General features: G+C 72.1%; 24 protein-coding genes and 2 tRNA genes. 14 read left to right on the forward strand and 12 right to left on the reverse strand.

What is annotated here, in order from left to right:
* Positions 1–3: 3 nt before the first annotated feature.
* From rffA to DAI17_RS03210, 4 genes are read right to left on the reverse strand one after another with little or no spacing between them, the layout of a single operon-like run.
* A complete protein-coding gene (gene rffA, locus DAI17_RS03195) occupies positions 4–1,176 on the reverse strand; it encodes a dTDP-4-amino-4,6-dideoxygalactose transaminase (RefSeq protein WP_107771412.1) in 1,173 nt (390 codons plus the stop codon).
* 27 nt (positions 1,177–1,203) lie between these two features.
* Positions 1,204–1,956 (reverse strand): sulfotransferase family protein, encoded by a 753-nt coding sequence (locus DAI17_RS03200; protein WP_159081325.1) that lies wholly within the window; start codon positions 1,954–1,956, stop codon positions 1,204–1,206.
* Complete coding sequence (locus DAI17_RS03205; RefSeq protein ID WP_107771414.1) at positions 1,953–2,948, reverse strand: glycosyltransferase family 2 protein; 996 nt, start codon at positions 2,946–2,948, stop codon at positions 1,953–1,955. Before DAI17_RS03205 ends, DAI17_RS03200 begins: the two co-directional genes overlap by 4 nt.
* Before the next feature lie 38 nt (positions 2,949–2,986).
* On the reverse strand, positions 2,987–4,477 hold the full coding sequence (locus DAI17_RS03210) for a glycosyltransferase family 39 protein (RefSeq protein WP_159081326.1): 1,491 nt from the start codon (positions 4,475–4,477) through the stop codon (positions 2,987–2,989).
* Between the two features lie 121 nt (positions 4,478–4,598).
* Between DAI17_RS03210 and murI the strand changes: the two genes are divergently transcribed.
* The 3 genes from murI (at position 4,599) to DAI17_RS03225 (ending at position 6,592) form a co-directional block, all read left to right on the forward strand.
* Positions 4,599–5,411 (forward strand): glutamate racemase, encoded by an 813-nt coding sequence (gene murI, locus DAI17_RS03215; RefSeq protein ID WP_234412142.1) that lies wholly within the window; start codon positions 4,599–4,601, stop codon positions 5,409–5,411.
* Entirely contained in the window at positions 5,408–6,181 is a 774-nt protein-coding gene (locus DAI17_RS03220; RefSeq protein ID WP_107771417.1) for an MBL fold metallo-hydrolase, read from the forward strand. The genes murI and DAI17_RS03220 overlap by 4 nt, the downstream gene beginning before the upstream one ends.
* Positions 6,182–6,358: 177 nt before the next feature.
* Complete coding sequence (locus tag DAI17_RS03225) at positions 6,359–6,592, forward strand: hypothetical protein (protein ID WP_107771418.1); 234 nt, start codon at positions 6,359–6,361, stop codon at positions 6,590–6,592.
* A gap of 220 nt (positions 6,593–6,812) precedes the next feature.
* On the opposite strand, the gene DAI17_RS03230 is transcribed toward DAI17_RS03225, so the two are convergent.
* Both DAI17_RS03230 and DAI17_RS03235 read right to left on the reverse strand, forming a co-directional pair.
* Complete coding sequence (locus DAI17_RS03230) at positions 6,813–7,484, reverse strand: response regulator (protein ID WP_107771752.1); 672 nt, start codon at positions 7,482–7,484, stop codon at positions 6,813–6,815.
* Entirely contained in the window at positions 7,481–8,644 is a 1,164-nt protein-coding gene (locus DAI17_RS03235; protein WP_107771419.1) for a sensor histidine kinase, read from the reverse strand. The genes DAI17_RS03230 and DAI17_RS03235 overlap by 4 nt, the downstream gene beginning before the upstream one ends.
* Positions 8,645–8,748: 104 nt before the next feature.
* Here DAI17_RS03235 and DAI17_RS03240 point away from each other — a divergent pair, with 104 nt between their 5' ends.
* From DAI17_RS03240 to rdgB, 4 genes are all read left to right on the forward strand, one after another.
* The gene (locus DAI17_RS03240) at positions 8,749–9,708 is read left to right on the forward strand and encodes an ABC transporter ATP-binding protein (RefSeq protein WP_107771420.1); all 960 of its coding nucleotides are present in this window, start codon (positions 8,749–8,751) and stop codon (positions 9,706–9,708) included.
* The gene (locus tag DAI17_RS03245; protein WP_107771421.1) at positions 9,705–10,520 is read left to right on the forward strand and encodes an ABC-2 transporter permease; all 816 of its coding nucleotides are present in this window, start codon (positions 9,705–9,707) and stop codon (positions 10,518–10,520) included. The genes DAI17_RS03240 and DAI17_RS03245 overlap by 4 nt, the downstream gene beginning before the upstream one ends.
* A gap of 143 nt (positions 10,521–10,663) precedes the next feature.
* Positions 10,664–11,395: a ribonuclease PH gene (gene rph, locus DAI17_RS03250; RefSeq protein ID WP_107771422.1), complete on the forward strand. Its 732-nt coding sequence runs from the start codon at positions 10,664–10,666 to the stop codon at positions 11,393–11,395.
* Entirely contained in the window at positions 11,392–12,024 is a 633-nt protein-coding gene (gene rdgB, locus DAI17_RS03255) for an RdgB/HAM1 family non-canonical purine NTP pyrophosphatase (protein ID WP_107771423.1), read from the forward strand. Before rph ends, rdgB begins: the two co-directional genes overlap by 4 nt.
* On the opposite strand, the gene DAI17_RS03260 is transcribed toward rdgB, so the two are convergent.
* The 3 genes from DAI17_RS03260 to bcp form a co-directional block, all read right to left on the reverse strand.
* Positions 12,013–12,888, reverse strand: a complete 876-nt coding sequence (locus DAI17_RS03260; RefSeq protein ID WP_107771424.1) for a bile acid:sodium symporter family protein — start codon at positions 12,886–12,888, stop codon at positions 12,013–12,015. The genes rdgB and DAI17_RS03260 overlap by 12 nt on opposite strands.
* Positions 12,889–12,937: 49 nt before the next feature.
* Positions 12,938–13,018, reverse strand: a tRNA-Leu gene (locus tag DAI17_RS03265).
* Between the two features lie 72 nt (positions 13,019–13,090).
* Positions 13,091–13,561, reverse strand: coding sequence for a thioredoxin-dependent thiol peroxidase (gene bcp / locus DAI17_RS03270; protein ID WP_107771425.1), 471 nt, complete (start codon positions 13,559–13,561; stop codon positions 13,091–13,093).
* Positions 13,562–13,688: 127 nt separating this feature from the next.
* Between bcp and DAI17_RS03275 the strand changes: the two genes are divergently transcribed.
* Genes DAI17_RS03275 through DAI17_RS03300 form a run of 7 tightly spaced genes read left to right on the forward strand, consistent with a single transcriptional unit; the run spans position 13,689 to position 17,233 of the window.
* The gene (locus DAI17_RS03275) at positions 13,689–14,375 is read left to right on the forward strand and encodes an energy-coupling factor ABC transporter permease (protein WP_199904909.1); all 687 of its coding nucleotides are present in this window, start codon (positions 13,689–13,691) and stop codon (positions 14,373–14,375) included.
* Entirely contained in the window at positions 14,372–14,701 is a 330-nt protein-coding gene (locus DAI17_RS21185) for a PDGLE domain-containing protein (protein WP_199904910.1), read from the forward strand. Before DAI17_RS03275 ends, DAI17_RS21185 begins: the two co-directional genes overlap by 4 nt.
* Positions 14,701–15,381, forward strand: coding sequence for a cobalt ECF transporter T component CbiQ (gene cbiQ, locus DAI17_RS03280; RefSeq protein WP_107771426.1), 681 nt, complete (start codon positions 14,701–14,703; stop codon positions 15,379–15,381). Before DAI17_RS21185 ends, cbiQ begins: the two co-directional genes overlap by 1 nt.
* On the forward strand, positions 15,378–16,133 hold the full coding sequence (locus tag DAI17_RS03285; RefSeq protein WP_107771427.1) for an energy-coupling factor ABC transporter ATP-binding protein: 756 nt from the start codon (positions 15,378–15,380) through the stop codon (positions 16,131–16,133). The genes cbiQ and DAI17_RS03285 overlap by 4 nt, the downstream gene beginning before the upstream one ends.
* The gene (locus DAI17_RS03290; RefSeq protein WP_107771428.1) at positions 16,130–16,378 is read left to right on the forward strand and encodes a DUF3618 domain-containing protein; all 249 of its coding nucleotides are present in this window, start codon (positions 16,130–16,132) and stop codon (positions 16,376–16,378) included. The genes DAI17_RS03285 and DAI17_RS03290 overlap by 4 nt, the downstream gene beginning before the upstream one ends.
* An 11-nt stretch (positions 16,379–16,389) precedes the next feature.
* Positions 16,390–16,713, forward strand: coding sequence for a GroES family chaperonin (locus DAI17_RS03295; protein ID WP_107771429.1), 324 nt, complete (start codon positions 16,390–16,392; stop codon positions 16,711–16,713).
* Positions 16,714–16,726: 13 nt separating this feature from the next.
* The gene (locus DAI17_RS03300; protein WP_234412144.1) at positions 16,727–17,233 is read left to right on the forward strand and encodes a pyridoxamine 5'-phosphate oxidase family protein; all 507 of its coding nucleotides are present in this window, start codon (positions 16,727–16,729) and stop codon (positions 17,231–17,233) included.
* Between the two features lie 6 nt (positions 17,234–17,239).
* Here DAI17_RS03300 and DAI17_RS03305 read toward each other — a convergent pair whose 3' ends face one another.
* From DAI17_RS03305 to DAI17_RS03315, 3 genes are all read right to left on the reverse strand, one after another.
* Positions 17,240–17,434 (reverse strand): hypothetical protein, encoded by a 195-nt coding sequence (locus DAI17_RS03305; RefSeq protein WP_107771430.1) that lies wholly within the window; start codon positions 17,432–17,434, stop codon positions 17,240–17,242.
* A gap of 258 nt (positions 17,435–17,692) precedes the next feature.
* Positions 17,693–17,768 (reverse strand) — tRNA-Lys (locus DAI17_RS03310).
* An 83-nt stretch (positions 17,769–17,851) separates the two neighbouring features.
* Entirely contained in the window at positions 17,852–19,429 is a 1,578-nt protein-coding gene (locus tag DAI17_RS03315) for a phytoene desaturase family protein (protein ID WP_107771431.1), read from the reverse strand.
* Between the last annotated feature and the right edge of the window lie 10 nt (positions 19,430–19,439).

The raw sequence follows: 19,439 nt of genomic DNA on the forward strand, positions 1-19,439 counted from the left end.
GCGTCACCGTCCGGACAGCACGTCGACCAGCGTCGCCACCACGCGGTCGCAGTCGGACTCCGACAGCTCCTGGTGGAAGGGCAGGCGCAGCAGGCGCGCGCTCACCTCCGAGGACGTCGGGCACTCGGTGGGGGCGGCCTCGAACCGGCGACCGCCGATGGAGTCGTGCAGGGGCACGTAGTGGAACGCGGACGGCACGCCGCGCGCCTTGAGCGCCGCGATGACCTCACCGCGGCGTTCCGCCTCCGGCAGCAGCACGTGGAAGAGGTGGTACGCCGGCTCGCAGTCGTCGGGCACGTGCGGCAGCACCAGCCCGAGCCGGTCGGCGTGCTCGGACAGCCCCGCGCGGTAGCGCTCGAAGACCGCCCGGCGGCGGCCCTGGACCACCTCGCGCTCCTCCAGCTGGGCGAGCAGGACCGCGGCGAGCGTGTCGGCGAGACCGAACGAGGAGCCGGTGTCGCGCCAGGAGTACTTGTCGACCTGGCCCTGCATGAAGGCCTGCCGGTCGGTGCCCTTGTCGTAGAGCACCCAGGAGCGGGCGACGTCGTCCGGCTCGTTGAGGAGCAGCGCGCCGCCCTCGCCGCAGCTGAGGTTCTTGGTCTCGTGGAAGCTGAGGGTCGCGAAGCGTCCGAGCGAGCCCAGCGGCTGGCCCCGCCACCGGCCGAACAGGCCGTGCGCGTTGTCCTCGACCACGGCGACGTCGGGTCGGTCGGCCAGCGCCTCGCGGATGCCCGCGACGTCGCACGCGATGCCGGCGTAGTGCACCAGCACGACGGCGCGCACGGACGGGCCGTGCACGGGGTCGGCCAGCAGCTCGGCGACGTGCCGGGGGTCCGGTCCCAGCGTCCGCGGCTCGATGTCGCAGAACAGCAGTCGTGCCCCCTGTCGGGCAAAGGCGAGCGCCGTGGTGGTGAAGGTGAAGGACGGGACGATCACCGTGTCGCCGGGCCCGAGGTCCAGGAGCATCCCGGACAGCTCGAGGGCGGCGGTGCAGGACGTGGTGAGCAGCACCTCGGCGGACCCGGTCTCGGCCTGCAGCAGCTGCCGCACGCGCCCGGAGAACGCGCCGTTGGCGGACTGCTGCCGGCCGGTCAGCGACTCACGCACGTAGTCGAGCTCGGCGGGCACCCACGTCGGGACGTTGAACTCGATCTCGTGGTCGGGCTCGGTGGTCATCGGTCTCCTCGTCTCGTCACCGGGCGGTCACGACTGCGACGCCCAGGGCAGCTGCCTGCCGAGCAGCTCGGCGAGCTCGGCGTCGGACTCCGCGAAGTACTCCCGGAGGCGCCGGCGCAGGCCACAACCTAGTGGAGGCGCCGTACCCCTCTGGCTCGCGTTGACCGGCGTGCCCGTCGAGGGCGGCCGGAAGCCCGGATCGACGCCCAGCCACGCGTAGGTGTCGGCGAGCGTCCCGGGGCGCTCCAGCAGGTCCTCGAGGAGCAGCACGCGGAACCGGTCGCCGTACGCCGCGACCCACGGTCGCAGGCTCTCGACGTACCGCCCACGCTCGAGGTAGGCGAACGGCGACACCGAGGCGCCCGAGCCGTCCCACGGCAGGGGGCCCTCCAGGTTGGCCTCCAGGACCTCGTCCAGCGGACGCCGCTCCATGCCCTGCTCGGTGCTGAAGGACCAGTGCGAGACGGCCCGGGCGACCGGGTCCCTGAGCTGGACCATGACCATCGGGTCGCCCAGCAGGGCACGAGCGGCGTCGATGGTGGCGGGGACGTCGAGGTAGCTCGTGGACTTCTCGCCGAGCAGCTGGTCTTCCCGGGCGTGCGGGAAGTACGTCGCCCGGTACCACTCCGGACCCCTGGCGACCTTGTCCGGGTCGAGCAGCACCTTGGGCTCGGGACGGGTGGGCTCCGCCATGGCGATCCCGGGGTGCTCGGCGAGCAGGGTGCGCAGGTACGTCGTGCCGCAGCGCTGGGCGCCGACGACCAGGAAGTGCCCGCTCACCCCTGGGTCTCCGACGGTCCGCGGACGCGGTCGGCCACGTGCGACGTCACCGGGTCGCTGACCGCGTTGAGGGTGCGCACGACGTACTCGCCGAGGATGGACAGCAGCATGATCGAGAAGCCGTTGAAGATCGACATCAGCACCATGAGGCTGGTCCACCCCGGGACCCGCGAGCCGGTCACCACCCGGTCGATCAACAGGTAGGCGCCGAACAGGAAGCTGAGCCCGGCCACGACGAAGCCGAGCAGCGCCCCCAGCCGCAACGGGAAGGAGGAGTAGCTGAACAGGATGGTCGCCACCAGCCGCACGATCCGCAGCAGGTTGTAGTTGCTCGACCCGACCGGCCGCGGGTCGTGGCGGACGTCGACGTTGGCGCGGTTGGAGGAGTACATCAGCGCCTGGCCGGTGATGTAGGGGTGCGCCGTGCGCGAGCTGATGATCCGCTGGACGACGTCGCGGCGCAGGATGCGGAAGTTCGAGACGCTCAGGTTGGCGGGCTGGCCGAAGACCCGCCGGTTGATCAGGCCGATCATCCGGCTGCCCAGGCGGCGGTAGCCCGCGGCCTGCTTGGTCTCGAAGCGGCCGAAGACGACGTCGTACCCCTCCATGGCGCGCTCGATGAGCAGGAGCGCCTGGTCGGGCGGGTTCTGCAGGTCGTCGTCCATCGTGATGACGTAGTCGCCGGTCGACTCCCGCAGGCCGACAACGTTGGCATGGTGCTGGCCGTAGTTGGTGAGCAGGTCGACGGCCACCACACCGGGGGTGGTGCGCGCCTTCTCGGCGATCACCTCCCAGCTCCGGTCCTCGCTGCCGTCGTTGACCAGGATCAGCTCGAGGCGCAGGCCGGCGTCGCGGAAGACCTCCACGGTCCGATCGATCGTGGTCGCCACGATCCGCTCGCTGTTGAAGACCGGGATGACCACGGAGTAGGTGAAGTCCCGAGCGTCCGCCGGACCGCTGCTGGGGGACGGCCGGGTCGGGGCGTCGGTCATGGGTGGGATCGTGTCACAGCACGAGGCCAGCCGTCGGGTCAGCTCCCGACGGCCCGCTCCAGGCGCGCCAGCACGTCCGGGTCGGTGTCTCGGTCGACGTACCAGTACCAGCCCGGGCTGGTGCCGAACCGGACGTAGTCGGCGCGCAGCGTGGGCATCAGCCAGTCGTAGTGGGCGCCCCTGCCCACGGCGACGATCGTCGGGCGGGTCTCCGCGATCCACTCGGCGTACCCGTCGAGGCCGCCGGGCCACGTGCGGTCGACGTAGGCCTCGAGGCCGAGGCGGAACATCTGGTGCTCGCTCGGGTTGACGCGGTGGGCCAGGACCAGTGGCTGCGGCGCCTCGATCGAGAGCATGGAGGCGTCGGGCAGGACCTCGACGACCGCGGCGACCTCGGCCCGCTGCCGGACCAGCGTCGTGTCACGCTCCGTGACCGCGTAGCGGACCCCGCTCCCGAGCAGCACGAGGCAGGCCACCACCGCCACGGCGACACCCGCCCTGCGGGGCAGGCGTCCGACCACGAGCGCCAGCAGCCCGCCGAGCCCCAGGGCGGCGTACGGCACGAGCACCAGGGCGTCCGCCCAGCCGTTGAACGTGCGCCAGCTCCAGGCCAGCCCGACCAGCTCGCCCGCGGTCGCGGCCACCAGCGCGACGTCGCGGGCCCGGCCCTCGGGAGTCGTACGCCGCCGCGCGAGCCGCAGCAGGCACGGCACGGCGAGGAGAGGGAGGGCCGCCAGCCCGGCGACGAGCAGGTAGATCGCCGCGCCGTAGGCCTCCCGGGTGGTCTCCCAGGTCGCCTCCGGGTCGTCGCCGAAGCCCGGCTGGTAGGTCTCGGACAGGTGGATCCGGACGAAGCCGTCCAGCGCCTCCGGCAGGGCACCCGCGACCGCGAACCCGGCGACGAACACGAGGGTCGTCAGCACACCTGCCACCGCCACCCGCAGCAGGGCTCCGCCCCGGCGCGCGGTCGCCAGCAGGGCCGCGACCGCGACGGTGGCCGCACCGAGGAAGAACACCGGTTGCCACGTCAGGGTGGCCAGGGCCAGGGAGGCGCCGGCCACCGCCCACCTGCCCCGCACCGTGGCGAGGAGCATCGCGGTGAGGAACAGCATCATCACCGTCTTGTCGCGCGGACCGCCCACCGCGTAGAGGACGATCGGCGGCAGCATCGCCGCGAAGAGGGCCGCGACCGCGGCCGCCGGTCGGGACCCGACGACGTCTCGGACGAGGAGGTAGGTCACCCACACGACCAGCATCGAGACGACCATGAACAACCCCCGGATCGCCAGCAGGTCGTCCATGCCCACGAGGTCGCCGGTCCACGCCCCGGCTCCCGGCACGAGGTGGGCGAGCGGGCCCGAACGGTTCATCACCCCGACGTACGGCGGGACGCCGTCGGCGACCCGCTGCCCGGCGTACGCGTAGAGCGCCAGGTCGCGGGACAGCTCGCCGTCGAACCCGCGCAGCAGGAAGACGACGCCACCCAGGATCGCCAGGGCCGGTCCCACGAGGTCGAGGCGACGGGTCACGGACCCGAGCCTAGGAGCAACGGCCTTTCGGCGGTGTGACGGGGCCGACGCGGCGGTGTGACGGGGCCGACGCGGCCGGGCGCGTGCCATCCACCGCCCCGACCACCTAGCCTTGGCGCTTGTGCCGACCATCCACCGCGAGGCCCCGATCGGGATCTTCGACTCCGGGTTCGGTGGCCTGACCGTCGCGCGGTCGGTCATCGACCAGCTGCCGCACGAGTCGATCCTCTACGTGGGCGACACCGCCCGCCAGCCCTACGGCGCCAAGCCCATCGGCGAGGTCCGGGAGTACGCCCTCGAGTGCCTCGACCACCTCTACGAGCAGGGCGTCAAGGCGCTGGTCATCGCCTGCAACTCCGCCAGTGCCGCCATGCTGCGCGATGCCCGCGAGCGGTACGACGTACCCGTCGTCGAGGTCATCCTGCCGGCGACCCGCCGCGCGGTCGCCGCCACGAGGAACGGCCGGATCGGAGTGATCTGCACCCGGGCCACCGCAGAGTCGATGGCCTACGAGGACGCCTTCGCCGCCGCGCCCCACGTCGACCTGCACGTCCGGGCGTGCCCCCGGTTCGTCGACTTCGTCGAGCAGGGGATCACCGGCGGCGACGAGCTCACGGCCGTGGCGCACGACTACCTCGACCCCCTGGTGGAGTCCGGCGTCGACACCCTGGTGCTCGGGTGCACCCACTACCCGCTGCTCACGGGCATCATCTCCCTCGTGATGGGCGACGGGGTCACCCTGGTGAGCTCGGCCGAGGAGTCGGCCAAGGACGTCTACAAGATGCTGGTGCGCGCCGACCTGATGCGCGAGTCCGGCGAGCCGACCTACGCCTTCGCCACGACCGGCCGTCCCGACGAGTTCGAGACCATCGGCCGGCGCTTCCTCGGCGCCGAGCTCCTCGGTGCCTCCCAGTTCGCCGGAGGTCTTCGGTGAGGCTCACCGTCGTGGGGTGCTCCGGCTCCTACCCGGGTCCCTCGTCGTCCGCGAGCTGCTACCTCTTCGAGGCCGAGGCCCCGGAGGCGGGCACGGGGGAGCCCCGGACCTGGCGCATCCTCGTCGACCTCGGCAACGGCGGGCTCGGCCAGCTGCACCGGTACGCCGACCCGCTCACGATCGACGCGGTCTTCCTCAGCCACCTGCACGCCGACCACTGCCTGGACATGTGCGGCTTCTACGTCATGCGCAAGTACCACCCGACCGGCGCGCAGCCACGGATCCCCGTGTGGGGCCCGGCGGACACGCCCGGTCGGCTGGCGCGGGCCTACGACCTCCCCGAGGACCCCGGCATGACCGAGGAGTTCGACTTCCGGCCGCACCAGCCCGTCGTCGACGTGGGGCCGTTCCGGGTGGAGACCGCGCCGGTCGTGCACCCGGTCGACGCCTTCGCGCTCCGGATCACCGCCGGCGGCCGGTCGGTCGCCTACAGCGGCGACACCGGCGCGTGCGAGTCCCTGGACCGGTTGGCGGCCGGGGCCGACGTGTTCCTGTGCGAGGCGTCGTTCCGCGACGGCGAGGCCAACCCGCCCGACCTGCACATGACCGGCTCCGAGTGCGGCACCTCCGCGGCTCGCGCCGGCGTCGGCCGGCTGGTGCTCACCCACGTGCCGCCGTGGCACGACGCCGAGAACGCGCTGGCCGAGGCCCGCACGACGTGGGACGGCCCGCTCGAGCTCGCCGTCCCGGGGGCTGTCTACACGCTCTGAGCGTCGCCCGGGGCGAGGGCGCTTCCGAACATCCGGATCTCACGCGATCCGCACGTCTCAAGATGCCGACGACAGCGAACGAGATGGAGCTGAGAATTCAGCTCAGGCGGAAGGTCCCGTCTTCCCAGCGGTCGCGACGGGTAGTCGCCTCTTCAGTAGACCGTTAGCGTGACAAAGGTGACAGACGACATCCCGAACGACGACCCCCGGACCGAGCTTGCCCGGATCGAGCGACAGATCGAGGACCTGCAGCAGACCGTCCGCGACCTCCGAGCCAGTCTCAACGACGCCGGCCCTACAGACCCGGAGGACCGCTCACTGGTGATCAGCCAGGCCGAGGAGCAAGAGGCGATCATCGCCGAGCTCGAGCAGCGCCACCGCCACCTCCGTGAACAGCTCGGGACGGGCTGAGCCGCCGGCCCCTCTATGGGTCACTCCGGGCGGGGCCCGTGCCCCGTCGTGATGGCAGCAGCAAGTTGCCCCGCACGCCGCCGGGCTGACGCCTCGTCGTCCACGTGCTCGAGCAGCACGACTCTCCAGCGTGGAGCGGAATCCTGAAGGACGCCTACGGTCCAGCCACTCGTGGGCGCCCTGCCGAGATGAGCCGAGCGGATGGACACGGTGCCGGCGGTCAGACCAGGCCGGCGTCGTGGACGCACATGGCGATCTGCACCCGGTTGGTCGCCTCGAGCTTGTCGAAGAGCCGCGAGACGTGCGCCTTGACCGTCGGCACCGAGAGGAAGAGCTCACGGCCGATCTCAGCGTTGGACATCCCGCGTCCCACGCAGACGGCGACCTCGCGCTCCCGCAGGGTGAGCCGCGCCATCCGGGCTTCCGCCGCCGCGGTGCGGTCGTCGGGCGCCCCGGCGCGCACCTGCCGCAGCAGCGACCGCGTGGCAGAGGGCGACAGCATCGCCTCACCGTCGGCGACGGCGCGGATGGCGCCGACGATCTCGGTGGGCGGCGTGTCCTTGAGCAGGAAGCCGTCAGCGCCCGCCGCCACCGCGCCGACGACGTGGTCGTCGGCGTCGAAGGTGGTCAGCACGATGACCGCCGGAGGGCTGGTGCGGCTGTGGAGGGCGCGGGTCGCCTCGAGGCCGTTCATCACCGGCATCCGGATGTCCATCAGCACGACGTCGGGGTCCAGGGCCTCGGCCAGCCTGAGTCCCTCGGCCCCGTCGCCGGCCTCCCCGACCACGTCGATGTCCTGCTGGCCGCCCAGCATCAGCGTCAGCGCCGAGCGCACCAGGGCGTCGTCGTCGACGATCAGCACCGAGATGGACTCCCGCGCCGCCACCGTCATGCGGTCCACGGTATCCACCCGCGCAGGACGAACAACGCGCCCTCCCGCCCGTGCTCGAGCCGGCCGCCGCGCAGCTCCGCGCGCTCGGCGAGCCCCACGAGTCCCAGGCCGGCACCCGGGGCGCCGGGCGCGCGGAAACCGACGGGGTTGCGCACCGTCACCTCGAGGCCGCCCTCCGGCTCGCCGCTCACCTCGACGGCGACGTGGGCTCCGGGAGCGTGCTTGCTGGCGTTGGTCAGGCCCTCCTGGACGATCCGGTAGATCGTCCGGCCGGCCGCGTCGGGCACGGGCTCCGCGTCCTGGACGACGCGGTCGTCGTACGTCACGTGCATGCCGCTGCTGCGGGCCTCCGCGACCATCTCGTTGATGTCGGCGAAGCGCGGCTGCGGCTCGTCTACCGGTTGCCCGCTCGCGTCGCGGAGGACCCCCAGCACGCCGCGCAGCTCGTGGAGCGCCTCGTTGGCCTTGCCCTGGATCTGCGTCAGCCCCTCGCGCAGCTCGTCGGCGGCCAGGTCGTCGCGGAACGCGAGTGCGCCCGAGTGCATCGACACCTGGGTGATCCGGTGGGCCAGGACGTCGTGCATCTCGCGGGCGATGCGCTCGCGTTCGGTGCCGCGCGCCTGCGACACCCGCAGCTCCTGCTCGGCCTCGGCGCGCGCGGCGCGCTGCCGCAGCGTCCAGATGAGCTCGCGCCGCGACCCGATGTAGAGGCCCCAGCCCATCATCGCGGCGTTGACGACCGCGTTGATGAGGACGGTGACCCACAGCGGGTCGCGCAGCTCGATGGGGGCGTAGAACGTGTACGTCGTGGCCGCCACGAAGTTGACGAGGCCCACCACGACCACCGACCACGCGACGCGCCGGGTGGCGACCGACACCGCTGCCAGCGTCGCCGGCCCCGCGGCGATGCCGGAGAACGTGCTGAGCCCGGCCACCACGAGGGCGATGGTCACCGGCGCCCGGCGGCGCCGGACCACCAGGACGTACGACGCGAGGCCGAAGAGGATCTCGACCCAGAAGAGGACCGGGCGGGACTCGAGCTCGCCCTCGATCGCCTGCGACCAGACCAGGCCGGAGATCAGTGCGCAGACCGCCAGCCGCCAGGCCTGGCTGCGCCACGTCAGCGGAGGCTGGATCTCCTCGGGCGTGGGGTGGTCCATGGCGCACAGGGTAGGGCCCGGGACCGCGGCACCTACTTTGGTAGGGGGCGGTCCCAGCCCTGCGACCGATGCCCGCGGCCCCACGCACGGGCAGGCTCGGGGACATGATCCGAGTGCAAGGTCTCACGAAGACCTACGGCGCCTTCACCGCCGTCGACGACGTCTCCTTCGAGGCGCAGCCCGGCCGGGTGACAGGCTTCCTCGGCCCCAACGGTGCCGGCAAGACGACCACCATGCGCGTCATGGTCGGACTGACCACCGCCACGTCGGGCGAGGTCACCATCGGTGGTCACCACTACCGCGACATCCCCAACCCGGGCCGCCACGTCGGCGTGCTCCTCGACGCCTCCGCGCAGCACGCCGGCCGCACCGGCCGCGAGATCCTGACGATCGGCGCGAGGACCATGGGGCTGCCGACCTCGCGGGTCGACGAGATGCTCGAGCTGGTCTCCCTCGACGACCGCGAGGCCAAGCGCCGCCTGCGCAACTACTCCCTCGGCATGAAGCAGCGCCTCGGCATCGCGCACGCGCTGCTCGGCGACCCGTCCGTGCTGATCCTCGACGAGCCGGCCAACGGCCTCGACCCCGCCGGCATCCGCTGGATGCGCGGACTCCTCAAGGGGTACGCCGACCGCGGTGGCACCGTCCTGCTGTCCAGCCACCTGCTGAACGAGGTCGAGCTGATCGCCGACGAGATGGTCCTCATCGGCCGCGGGCGGATCGTCGCCCGGGGCGACAAGCAGTCGCTGCTCGCCGGGACCGACCACCAGTCGACCCACGTGACCTCGCTCGACAACGAGCTCCTCGCCACGGTGCTGACCGACCGCGGCGTGACCGTCGCTGCGGCGGGCCAGGGGCTGCGCGTCGAGGCGCCGCCGGTCGAGGTGGGCCGCGCCGCCGCCGAGCACGCGGTCGTCCTCACCGACCTGCGCGCCGCCGAGGGCGGGCTGGAGGACTTGTTCCTCTCCCTCACCGCCGACACCCAGCGCGACACCCAGCGCGACACCCAGCGCGACACCCAGCCCGACACCCAGCGCGACGTACTCGAAGGATTCCCGTCATGAGCGCCACCACTGCCACCCCCGGCACCGAGCCGGGCGCCATCGACCTCGGCTCGACCACCCCGGTGCCGATGAGCCGCCTGGCGGCGGTCGAGCTGCGCAAGGCGCTCGACACCCGCGCCGGCCGGTGGTTCGCCGTCGCGATCCTGGGCCTCGTGCTGGCCGTCGAGGTCATCTACGCTTTCGCCGCCCCCGACGACGCGCTCGACTTCGAGGACTTCCTCGGCGTCGCGGGCGGCGTGCTCGGCTACTTCATGCCGATCCTGGTGATCATGCTGGTCACCAGCGAGGCCAGCCAGCGCAACGGACTGGTGACCTTCACCCTCGAGCCGCGACGCCCCCGCGTGGTCGTCGCCAAGTTCCTCGCCGGCTTCGCCCTGGCCATCGCGGTCATGGTCCTGGCCTCGCTCATCGCGGTCCTCGGCACGTTCGTCGGGATCGCCGCCGGGGCGTCGCCCGAGTGGTCGGTGGACGGCAACATCCTCTTCAACGGGTTCGTGCTGGCCAACGTCGTCGGCGTCCTCATCGGCTTCGCCATCGCGACGCTGCTCATGAACACGCCGGCCGCGATCGTCGGCTACTTCGCCTACAGCCTGATCCTCCCGATCGCCGTGGGGATCTTGGGCTCGCTGAGCTCCGGCTTCGCCGACGTCGCGCCCTGGATCGAGTTCAACACCGCGCAGGTGCCGCTCTTCACCGGCGACTACACGCCCACCGGCGAGGAGTGGGCCCAGATCGCGGTCTCCGGGACGATCTGGCTGGTCATCCCGCTCGTCCTCGGCATCGCCCGGCTGCTGCGCATCGAGTTCAAGTAGCCCCACCGACTGGGTCAACCTCGGGGGAGGAGACCCACGCCGGGTCCGGTCATCAACGGGGGCGACCGGGCCCGGCACTTCCCACGCGCGCTCGACGTCCTCGTTTGCCGTGCCGTCCCCGGCCGTGGCTAGGGTCGGGCCCCATGACGACTCCCGCCTCCCGTGCCGACGGTCGCGCCGACGACCAGCTCCGTCCGATCACCTTCACCCGCCACTGGCTCGACCACGCGGCGGGCTCGGTGCTGGTGGAGTTCGGCGGCACCAAGGTGCTCTGCGCCGCCTCCGCGTCCGAGGGCGTGCCGCGGTGGCGCAAGGGCTCGGGTCTGGGCTGGGTCACCGCGGAGTACGCCATGCTTCCCGCGTCGACCAACACCCGCTCGGACCGTGAGTCGGTGAAGGGCCGCATCGGCGGACGTACTCACGAGATCTCCCGCCTGATCGGCCGCTCGCTGCGGGCGGTCATCGACTACAAGGCGTTGGGGGAGAACACGATCGTGCTCGACTGCGACGTGCTCCAGGCCGACGGCGGCACCCGCACGGCCGCGATCACCGGGGCGTACGTCGCCCTCGCCGACGCCGTGGCGCACCTGCGGTCGCAGGGCGCCCTGGCCGGCGAGCCGCTCACCGGCTCGGTGGCGGCGGTCAGCGTGGGCATCATCGACGGGGTCGCGCGCCTCGACCTGCCCTACGAGGAGGACGTCCGCGCCGAGACCGACATGAACGTCGTGATGACCGGCGAGGGCACGTTCGTCGAGGTCCAGGGCACCGCCGAGGGCGCCGCCTTCTCACGGACCGAGCTCGACGCGCTGCTGTCGCTGGCCGAGAAGGGCTGCGCCGACCTGACCCGCCTCCAGCAGGAGGCCCTGGGCCGATGAGCCGTGTCTTCCTGGCCTCGCGCAACGCCAAGAAGCTCGCGGAGATGCAGCGGATCCTGGGCGAGCACGTGCCCGGCGTCGTGGTCGTCGGCCTCGACGACGTCCCGGCGTACGACGAGCCGGTCGAGGACGAGCCGGACTTCGCCGGCAACGCGCTGCTCAAGGCGCGTGCCGGTGCGCGCGTGACCGGGCTCCCGACGATCGCGGACGACAGCGGCCTGTGCGTCGACGCCCTCAACGGCATGCCGGGGGTCCTCTCGGCCCGCTGGTCGGGCGCCGTCGACGGCGACAAGGACCGGGTCGACGACCGCAACAACGCGCTCCTGCTCGCCCAGCTCTCCGACGTGCCCGACGAGCGGCGCGGCGCCCACTTCACGTGCGCCGTGGCCCTGGTGCACCCCGACGGGCGCGAGCTGGTCGTGGAGGGCCGGATGGACGGCCGGATCATCCGCGAGGTCCGGGGGAGCGGAGGCTTCGGCTACGACGTGGTGTTCGTCGCCGACGAGCACGCCGACGAGGGCCTCACCTCCGCCGAGCTCGAGCCTGCCGAGAAGGACCGCATCTCCCACCGTGGCCGGGCGCTGCGCGAGCTCGCGCCCCGGGTCGCGGGCCTCCTGTCAGGCGACTGATGCGTCCTCGCGGACGCCCACCTGCCTGCTGACCCACGCGCCCCAGAGCGCGGCGAAGAGGAACATCACCAGCGAGTAGACGGCCGCCGGCACGGAGATCTCGACCTCGTCGAGCACCTCGACCGCGACGAAGATCGCCAGTGTCGCGTTGTGCACCCCGACCTCCATCGAGGAGGCGATGGCCTGCGGGCCGGTGACCCCGAGGGCCTTCGGGACGTAGTAGCCGACGACGAGGCTGATCGCGCAGAAGAGCGCGGCGATCAGGCCGACGTCCGCGAGGTAGTCGCCCACGTCCTCGCGCTGGTCGAGGAGGATCCCGAGCACGAGGACCGCCAGGATCACCGCCGAGCCGATGCGCACCGGCTTGTCCATCCGGCGGGCGAAGCCGGGTGCCCGGTTGTTGACGACCATGCCGATGCCGACGGGCAGCAGGATGAGCGCGAACACCTTGACGATCTCGACCAGCGGCATCGAGACGTCGTCCTGCCGGTCGTAGTAGGCGATGGCGAGGCCCGTGATGAGCGGCAGGGTGACGACGGCGATGACGGTGTTGATCGCCGTCAGGGTGATGTTGAGGGCGACGTCGCCGCGGAAGAGGTGGCTGAACAGGTTGGCGGTCGTGCCGCCGGGCGACGCGGCCAGCAGCAGCATGCCGATGCCGAGCAGGGCCGGCAGGTCGAAGAGGACCACGAGTCCGAAGCAGATCGCCGGCAGCAGCACGATCTGGCAGGCGAGCGCGACGGCCACCGCCCGGGGCGCGCGCCCGACCCGCCGGAAGTCGCCGACGGTCAGGTCGAGACCGAGCCCGAACATGATGATCGCGAGCGCGATGGGCAGCCCGACGGTGGTCAGCGCGGAATCCATGCCCGGACCCTAGTGGTGTCGTGGGTCACGCGACGTGGCTTTCGGTCGGTGCCGAAGGCGGGATTCGAACCCGCACGCCCGGGGGCACGGCGTCCTAAGCGCCGCGTGTCTGCCGTTCCACCACTTCGGCTGGTGCGAACGCAGTCTACGAACCGCTTCCCCATGGCGGCACGCTACGGGCGCGCACCGACATCCCGGACCGTCAATCGAGGCCGAGGTCCCGCCGCAGCTTGGCGACGTGGCCGGTGGCCTTGACGTTGTACTGCGCGACCTCGACCTTGCCGTCCTCGTCGATGACGAAGGTGGAGCGAATGACCCCCTCGACGACCTTGCCGTAGAGCTTCTTCTCGCCGTGGGCGCCGTACGCCTGGTGGACGGCGAGGTCCTCGTCGGAGAGCAGGGTGATGGTGAGGGCGTCCCGCTCGCGGAACTTCGCCAGCTTGGCGGGCTTGTCCTTGGACACCCCGAGCACCTCGTAGCCGGCCCCGCGCAGGGAGTCGAGCGAGTCGGTGAAGTCGCACGCCTGCTTGGTGCAGCCGGGCGTCATGGCGGCCGGGTAGAAGTAGACGATCACCTTCCGCCCGCGCAGGTCGGAGAGGCTCACCTGGTCGCCGGTGTCGGTGGTGAGGGTGAAGTCGGGGGCGGCGTCGCCGGGGGCGAGGCGGTCGGTCATCCGTGGGCTCCTCAGGCGGGCAGTTGGTTGTTGCAAACAGCATGCAATAAGGTGGTGAAGCAGGGTGGACGGTGGTTCGGGGGAGCCCCGTCCACCCGCAATCTACCCACCGCTCCAGGAGGCCAGCGTGCACGTTCCCGACGGATTCCTGGACGCCCCGACGTCCGTGGCGACCGGTGCGGTCGCCGTCGCCGGAGTGGCCCTGGCGCTGCGCGGCGCGCGCCGCGAGCTCGACGACCGCACGGCCCCGATGGCGGGACTGGTGGCGACCTTCGTGTTCGCCGCCCAGATGATCAACTTCCCCGTCGGGGCCGGCACCAGCGGCCACCTCCTCGGCGGAGCGCTGGCCGCGGTGCTCGTAGGGCCGTGGTCCGCGGTGCTCTGCATCAGCGTCGTGCTGCTCGTGCAGGCCCTGCTGATGGCCGACGGAGGCATCACCGCGCTCGGCACCAACGTCACGCTGATGGCGCTCGTCGGGGTCTGGGTCGGCTGGGGCGTCTTCGTCCTGGTCCGCCGGCTGCTGCCGCGTCGTACGTCCTCGGTCGTCCCGGCCGCCGCCATCGGTGCCCTGGCGAGCGTCCCCGCGGCCGCTGCCGTCTTCTCGCTCCTGTTCGCCGTCGGGGGCAACGCGCCGGTCGACCCGGGCACGGTCCTGGGCGCGATGGTCACCTGGCACGTCGTCATCGGCATCGGTGAGGCGGTGGTGACGGGCCTCGTGGTCGCCAGCGTGGTCGCCACGCGACCCGACCTGGTGCGTGGCGCGCTCCCGGCGCTGGAGACCCGCGAGCTCGAGATCAGGAGCCCCGTCCGATGAAGCAGCGCACCTTCCTCGCGCTCGGCCTGTTGGTGTGCCTGCTGGTGGCGGGTGTCGCCAGCTACTACGCCAGCTCCCACCCCGACGGCCTCGAGTACGTCGCGGAGCAGACCGGCTTCCTCGACTCCGCCGAGGACTCCGCCACGGCCGACAGTCCGCTGGCCGACTACTCCACCCGGGGCGTCGAGGACGAGCGGCTCAGCGGCGGTCTCGCCGGCGTGATCGGCGTGGTCGTGATGCTGCTCCTGTCGAGCGGCCTCTTCTGGGCCCTGCGGCGCCGCCAGGACAAGGCGGACCCCGCCGAGCACGTCGACAGCGGCGTCTGATGGGCGCCGGGCACGGGCACCGCCTGCACTTCCACGGGCACAGCCCCGTCCACCGGGCGCCGGCACACCTCAAGCTGCTGGCGTTGCTGGGCTTCATGCTGGTCGTGGTGGCCACGCCCCACGACTGGTACGCCGCGTTCGCGGCCGAGGCCCTTGTCCTGCTGGGCGTGGTGGCTCTCTCCCGGGTGCCGGTGACCTACCTGGCGCCGCGCATGGTCATCGAGGTGCCGTTCGCGGTGTTCGCCCTGCTGATGCCGTTCATCGCCCAGGGCCCGCGCACCGAGGTGCTCGGCCTGACGGTCTCCGAGCCCGGCCTCCACGCGGGCGTCGCGCTGCTCGTCAAGGGCACCATCGGCGTGCTCGCGTCGCTGACCCTCGCGGCCACCACTGAGCCCCAGGACGTGCTGCGGGGCCTGACGCGCCTGCGGATGCCCGACCTGGTCGTGCAGATCATGGGCTTCATGATCCGCTACCTCGACGTGGTCACCGCGGAGCTGGGGCGCATGATGGTGGCCATGAGGTCCCGGGGGTGCGAGCCGCGCTCGCCGCGGCACTGGCCCACGCTGGCCCGTGCCATGGGCGCGCTCTTCATCCGCTCCTACGAGCGCGGCGAGCGGGTGCACCTCGCGATGCTCTCCCGCGGGTACGACGGTCGGTTGCCGTCCGAGGGCCGACCATGAGCACCCCCGTTCTCGACGTCCGGGGGCTCGCCTACGCCTACCCCGACGGCCACCAGGCGCTGTTCGGCGTCGACCTGCACGTCCACGAGGGGGAGCGGGTCGCCCTCCTCGGCCCCAACGGCGCCGGCAAGACCACGCTGGTCCTCCACCTCAACGGCATCCTCACCGCCGGCGCCGGCAGCGTGTCGGTCAGCGGGCTCCCGGTCGACAAGCAACACATGGCCGAGATCCGTCGCCGCGTCGGCATCGTCTTCCAGGACCCCGACGACCAGCTCTTCCTCGGATCGGTGCGCCAGGACGTCGCCTTCGGGCCGGCCAACCTCGGGCTCCGGGGCGCCGCGCTCGACCGCCGCGTGATGGACGCCCTCGACCGCGTCGGCATGGCCGACTTCGCCGACCGGCCGCCCCACCACCTCTCCTTCGGGCAGCGTCGCCGGGTCGCGGTGGCCACCGTCCTGGCGATGGAGCCCGAGGTCCTCGTCCTCGACGAGCCGTCGTCCAACCTCGATCCCGCCTCCCGGCGCGAGCTCGCCGACATCCTGCGCAGCCTCGACGTGACCGTGCTCATGGTGACCCACGACCTGCCCTACGCCCTCGAGCTCTGCCCGCGGTCGGTCGTGCTGAGCGACGGCGCCGTGGTCGCGGACGGGAAGACGCTCGACGTGCTGACCGACGAGGCCCTGATGCGCGACAACCGGCTGGAGCTGCCGTGGGGATTCGACCCGCGCGCGGTTGGTAGCCTTCCGGCGTGACCAACGAACTGAGCTCGCTGGAACGTGAGATCGAGGAGACGCGCCAACGTCTCGCGAACACGATCGACCAGCTCGCCTACCGCGCCCACCCCAAGACGATCGTCGGCCGCGAGGTGACCTCGGTGAAGGCGCACTTCGTGGACCTCGAGACGGGCGAGCCCCGCACCGACAACATCCTCAAGGTCGCCGGCGGGGTGGTCGGGACCCTCGTGCTCCTCGCGGTCATCCGCAGGATCGCCCGCTGACCGGCAGCGCCATGAGCGATCGCGCGCCGATCAAGATGCTCCACGACCGGATCCTGGTCGACGTCGACCAGGAGGCCGGGGAACGCCGCTCGTCCGGCGGCATCGTCATCCCCGCGACGGCCGCGATGGGCGCCCGTCGGCTCGCCTGGTCCCGCGTCATCGCCAAGGGCCCGCACGCGCGGGCCGTCGAGGTGGGGGACCGGGTGCTCTTCGACCCCGCGGACAAGGCCGAGGTCGAGGTGCAGGGCGAGGTCTACGTCGTGATGCGCGAGCGCGACGTGCACGCGGTGGCCGCCGAGCGCCTCGACGCCGGCTCGACCGGCCTCTACCTCTGAAGGACCGGCACCCGTGAAGCAGCGCGACGCCGTCGTCATGTCCGCGGAGGAGGTGGACGCCTTCCTCACCGCGCAGCGCAACGCCACCGTCGGCACGCTCGGCCCGCAGGGCCGCATCCACCTCGTCGGCATGTGGTACGCGTGGTTCGACGGTCACGTCTGGCTCGAGACCAAGCCGAAGTCGCAGAAGGTCGTCAACCTGCGCCGCGACCCCCGGATGAGCTTCCTCGTCGAGGCCGGCCACACCTACGACCAGCTGCGGGGCGTCGCGCTGGAGGGCGAGGGCGTCGTCATCGACGACGCCGATCTGCTCGAGCGCGTGTGCCTCGCGGTCTTCGAGCGCTACCAGGGTCCCTACACCGACGACCTGCGCCCGTTCCTCGAGGTGATGATGCACAACCGGGTCGTCGTCCGCCTCGACGTCGCCCGCACGAGGTCGTGGGACCACCGCAAGCTCGGCCTGCCGCCGATGGACCTCGGCGGCTCGACGGCTACGTCGGTCACCGGGCCGTCGGCCTGACGGTCCTCAGCTCTCGTCGCGGCAGGCCCGCACCCACGTGCCGGGGGCGTACGCCGCCACCGTGTGGGCGGCCTCGTCGGCGTACATGTCCTCCTGGACGTAGAGGAAGCCCTCGCGGATGAAGAGGGACTTGCCCCGCTCGTGGGTGATGCGGTCGGTCAGCGTCGCGTCGGTCGTCGGCAGGTGCACGGTGATGGCCATCGTGGCTCCTCGGTCTGCAGGGGACACCACGTCCCCCGGTGGCGGTACGACGCTAGGACGCCCGCTCGCCGCCGTCCGCCCGGTCTGCACGCGCATCCCCAATTGGGAGGAGGGGCAGGGCCGGCGGTCCAGACGTCCCGCAAGGTGTGGCTTCGGTGTCACCGGGCGACACCGAAGCCACACACAGGACGCCGAGACTCCGCGAGGCACCGTGGATACGACGAAGGGCCGGCCCTGAGTGGACCGGCCCTTCGTGTCTGGTACGCCATCAGGGACTCGAACCCCGAACCCGCTGATTAAGAGTCAGCTGCTCTGCCAATTGAGCTAATGGCGCCCGCCGAGAGCTGCCCTGGGGCGTGCTCTGCAACGAGGAGAAACTCTACACGCCGTCCCGGCGCGGGTGAAATCGAGAACGGCTCACCCCAGGTCGGCGAGAACGGCCTGCGCCGCGTTGTGCCCGCCGAGCCCCGAGACGGCCCCGCCGCGCCGGGCCCCGGAGCCGCAGAGCAGCACCACGTCGTCGTCGGTCTGCACGCCCCACTGCTGCGCGGCGGTCTCCAGCCGCGAGCGGTTGGGAGCCCAGGGCCAGTCGAGGTCGCCGTGGAAGATGTGCCCGCCCGGCATGGCCAGGTCGCGCTCGACGTCCTGGGGGACCTTGGCCTCGATGCAGGGGTTGCCGTCGGCGTCCCGCATGAGGCACGACTCGATGGGCTCGACCAGGTGTTCGTCGAGCGAGGCGATGGCCCGCTCGACGGCGAGCCGCTTGGCGCCCTCCGGGTCGGCCTCGAACAGTGCGGCGGGCGTGTGGAGCCCGAAGTAGGTCAGGGTCTGGGCGCCCGACCCGGCGAGGTCGCCCAGGATGGACGGGTCGGTCAGCGAGTGGCAGTAGACCTCGCCCGGCATGGTGCTGGGCACCTGGCCGGCGGCCGCCTCGGCGTAGGCACGCTCGAGCTGGCTGTGGTCCTCGGCCAGGTGCAGCGTGCCCGCGAAGGCGACGGCCGGGTCGGCTCCCGACTTGAGCCGCGGCAGGCGGTCCAGGAGGAAGTTGATCTTGAGCTGCGAGCCGGCGGGCTTGGTGCCGGGGTCGGCGTCCTCGCCGAGCAGGATCCGCAACACCCAGGGGGCCACGCCCGAGAGCACCCGGCGGGCACGGACGCTGCGGGTGCCGGAGCCGTCGTGCCACTCGACCTCGGCGCCGTCGCCGTCGGTGCGGATGGCGCTGACGCCCGCCCCGGTGAGGATCTCGGCCCCCGCCGTGGTGGCGGCGCGGGCGAGGGCGTCGGTCACGGCGCCCATGCCGCCGACGGGGACGCGCCACTCGCCGGTGCCGTTGCCGACCAGGTGGTAGAGGAAGCACCGGTTCTGCACCAGTGACGGATCGTGCAGGGACGCGAAGGTGCCGATGAGCGCGTCGGTGCCGACGACGCCGCGCACTGTGTCGTCGGTGAAGCGGGCCTCGATCGCCTGCCCCAGCGGGTTGGTGACGACGTCGTCCCAGATCGACGGGTCGACGGCGTCGCGCAGCTCTCGCTCGTGGGGGAGCGGCCGGGTGAGGGTGGGCGCGACGGCGTGCGCGAGGTCGGTGACCTCGGCGTAGAACCTGCGCCACGCGTCGTACTCGGCGTCGCTCCCCGTGAGCTCGGCGAACGACGCACGCGTGGCCTCGCCCTCGGGGCGCTCGACGAGGAGTCCGCCGTGGCGCCCGTCACGGACCCACGGGGTGTACGACGCGGTGGTGCGCGAGGAGAGCGTGACGTCGAGGTCCAGGTCCGCCATCAGCGACTCGGGCATGAGGCTGACCAGGTAGGAGTAGCGCGAGAGCCGGGCTGGCAGTCCGGCGAAGGGGCTCACCGAGACGGCGGCCCCGCCCGTGTGGTCGAGCCGCTCGAGGAGCAGGACCGAGAGCCCGGCCCGCCCGAGGTAGGCGGCGGCGACGAGGGCGTTGTGCCCGCCCCCGACGATCACGACGTCATAGCTGGTCTTGGCTGGAGTCACGCGGCCAACC

It is taken from the genome of Nocardioides sediminis, from assembly GCF_003047295.1.
In the GTDB taxonomy this organism is placed as follows: Bacteria; Actinomycetota; Actinomycetes; order Propionibacteriales; family Nocardioidaceae; genus Nocardioides; species Nocardioides sediminis.

Excerpts from the sequence above, each read along its gene's own strand:
- rffA (WP_107771412.1), bottom strand. The coding sequence starts at position 1,176 with ATGACCACCGAGCCCGACCACGAGATCGAGTTCAACGTCCCGACGTGG.
- DAI17_RS03205 (WP_107771414.1), bottom strand. The coding sequence starts at position 2,948 with ATGACCGACGCCCCGACCCGGCCGTCCCCCAGCAGCGGTCCGGCGGAC.
- DAI17_RS03230 (WP_107771752.1), bottom strand. The coding sequence starts at position 7,484 with ATGACGGTGGCGGCGCGGGAGTCCATCTCGGTGCTGATCGTCGACGAC.
- DAI17_RS03235 (WP_107771419.1), bottom strand. The coding sequence starts at position 8,644 with ATGGACCACCCCACGCCCGAGGAGATCCAGCCTCCGCTGACGTGGCGC.
- DAI17_RS03240 (WP_107771420.1), top strand. The coding sequence starts at position 8,749 with ATGATCCGAGTGCAAGGTCTCACGAAGACCTACGGCGCCTTCACCGCC.
- DAI17_RS03245 (WP_107771421.1), top strand. The coding sequence starts at position 9,705 with ATGAGCGCCACCACTGCCACCCCCGGCACCGAGCCGGGCGCCATCGAC.
- rph (WP_107771422.1), top strand. The coding sequence starts at position 10,664 with ATGACGACTCCCGCCTCCCGTGCCGACGGTCGCGCCGACGACCAGCTC.
- rdgB (WP_107771423.1), top strand. The coding sequence starts at position 11,392 with ATGAGCCGTGTCTTCCTGGCCTCGCGCAACGCCAAGAAGCTCGCGGAG.
- DAI17_RS03260 (WP_107771424.1), bottom strand. The coding sequence starts at position 12,888 with ATGGATTCCGCGCTGACCACCGTCGGGCTGCCCATCGCGCTCGCGATC.
- bcp (WP_107771425.1), bottom strand. The coding sequence starts at position 13,561 with ATGACCGACCGCCTCGCCCCCGGCGACGCCGCCCCCGACTTCACCCTC.
- DAI17_RS21185 (WP_199904910.1), top strand. The coding sequence starts at position 14,372 with ATGAAGCAGCGCACCTTCCTCGCGCTCGGCCTGTTGGTGTGCCTGCTG.
- cbiQ (WP_107771426.1), top strand. The coding sequence starts at position 14,701 with ATGGGCGCCGGGCACGGGCACCGCCTGCACTTCCACGGGCACAGCCCC.
- DAI17_RS03285 (WP_107771427.1), top strand. The coding sequence starts at position 15,378 with ATGAGCACCCCCGTTCTCGACGTCCGGGGGCTCGCCTACGCCTACCCC.
- DAI17_RS03295 (WP_107771429.1), top strand. The coding sequence starts at position 16,390 with ATGAGCGATCGCGCGCCGATCAAGATGCTCCACGACCGGATCCTGGTC.
- DAI17_RS03305 (WP_107771430.1), bottom strand. The coding sequence starts at position 17,434 with ATGGCCATCACCGTGCACCTGCCGACGACCGACGCGACGCTGACCGAC.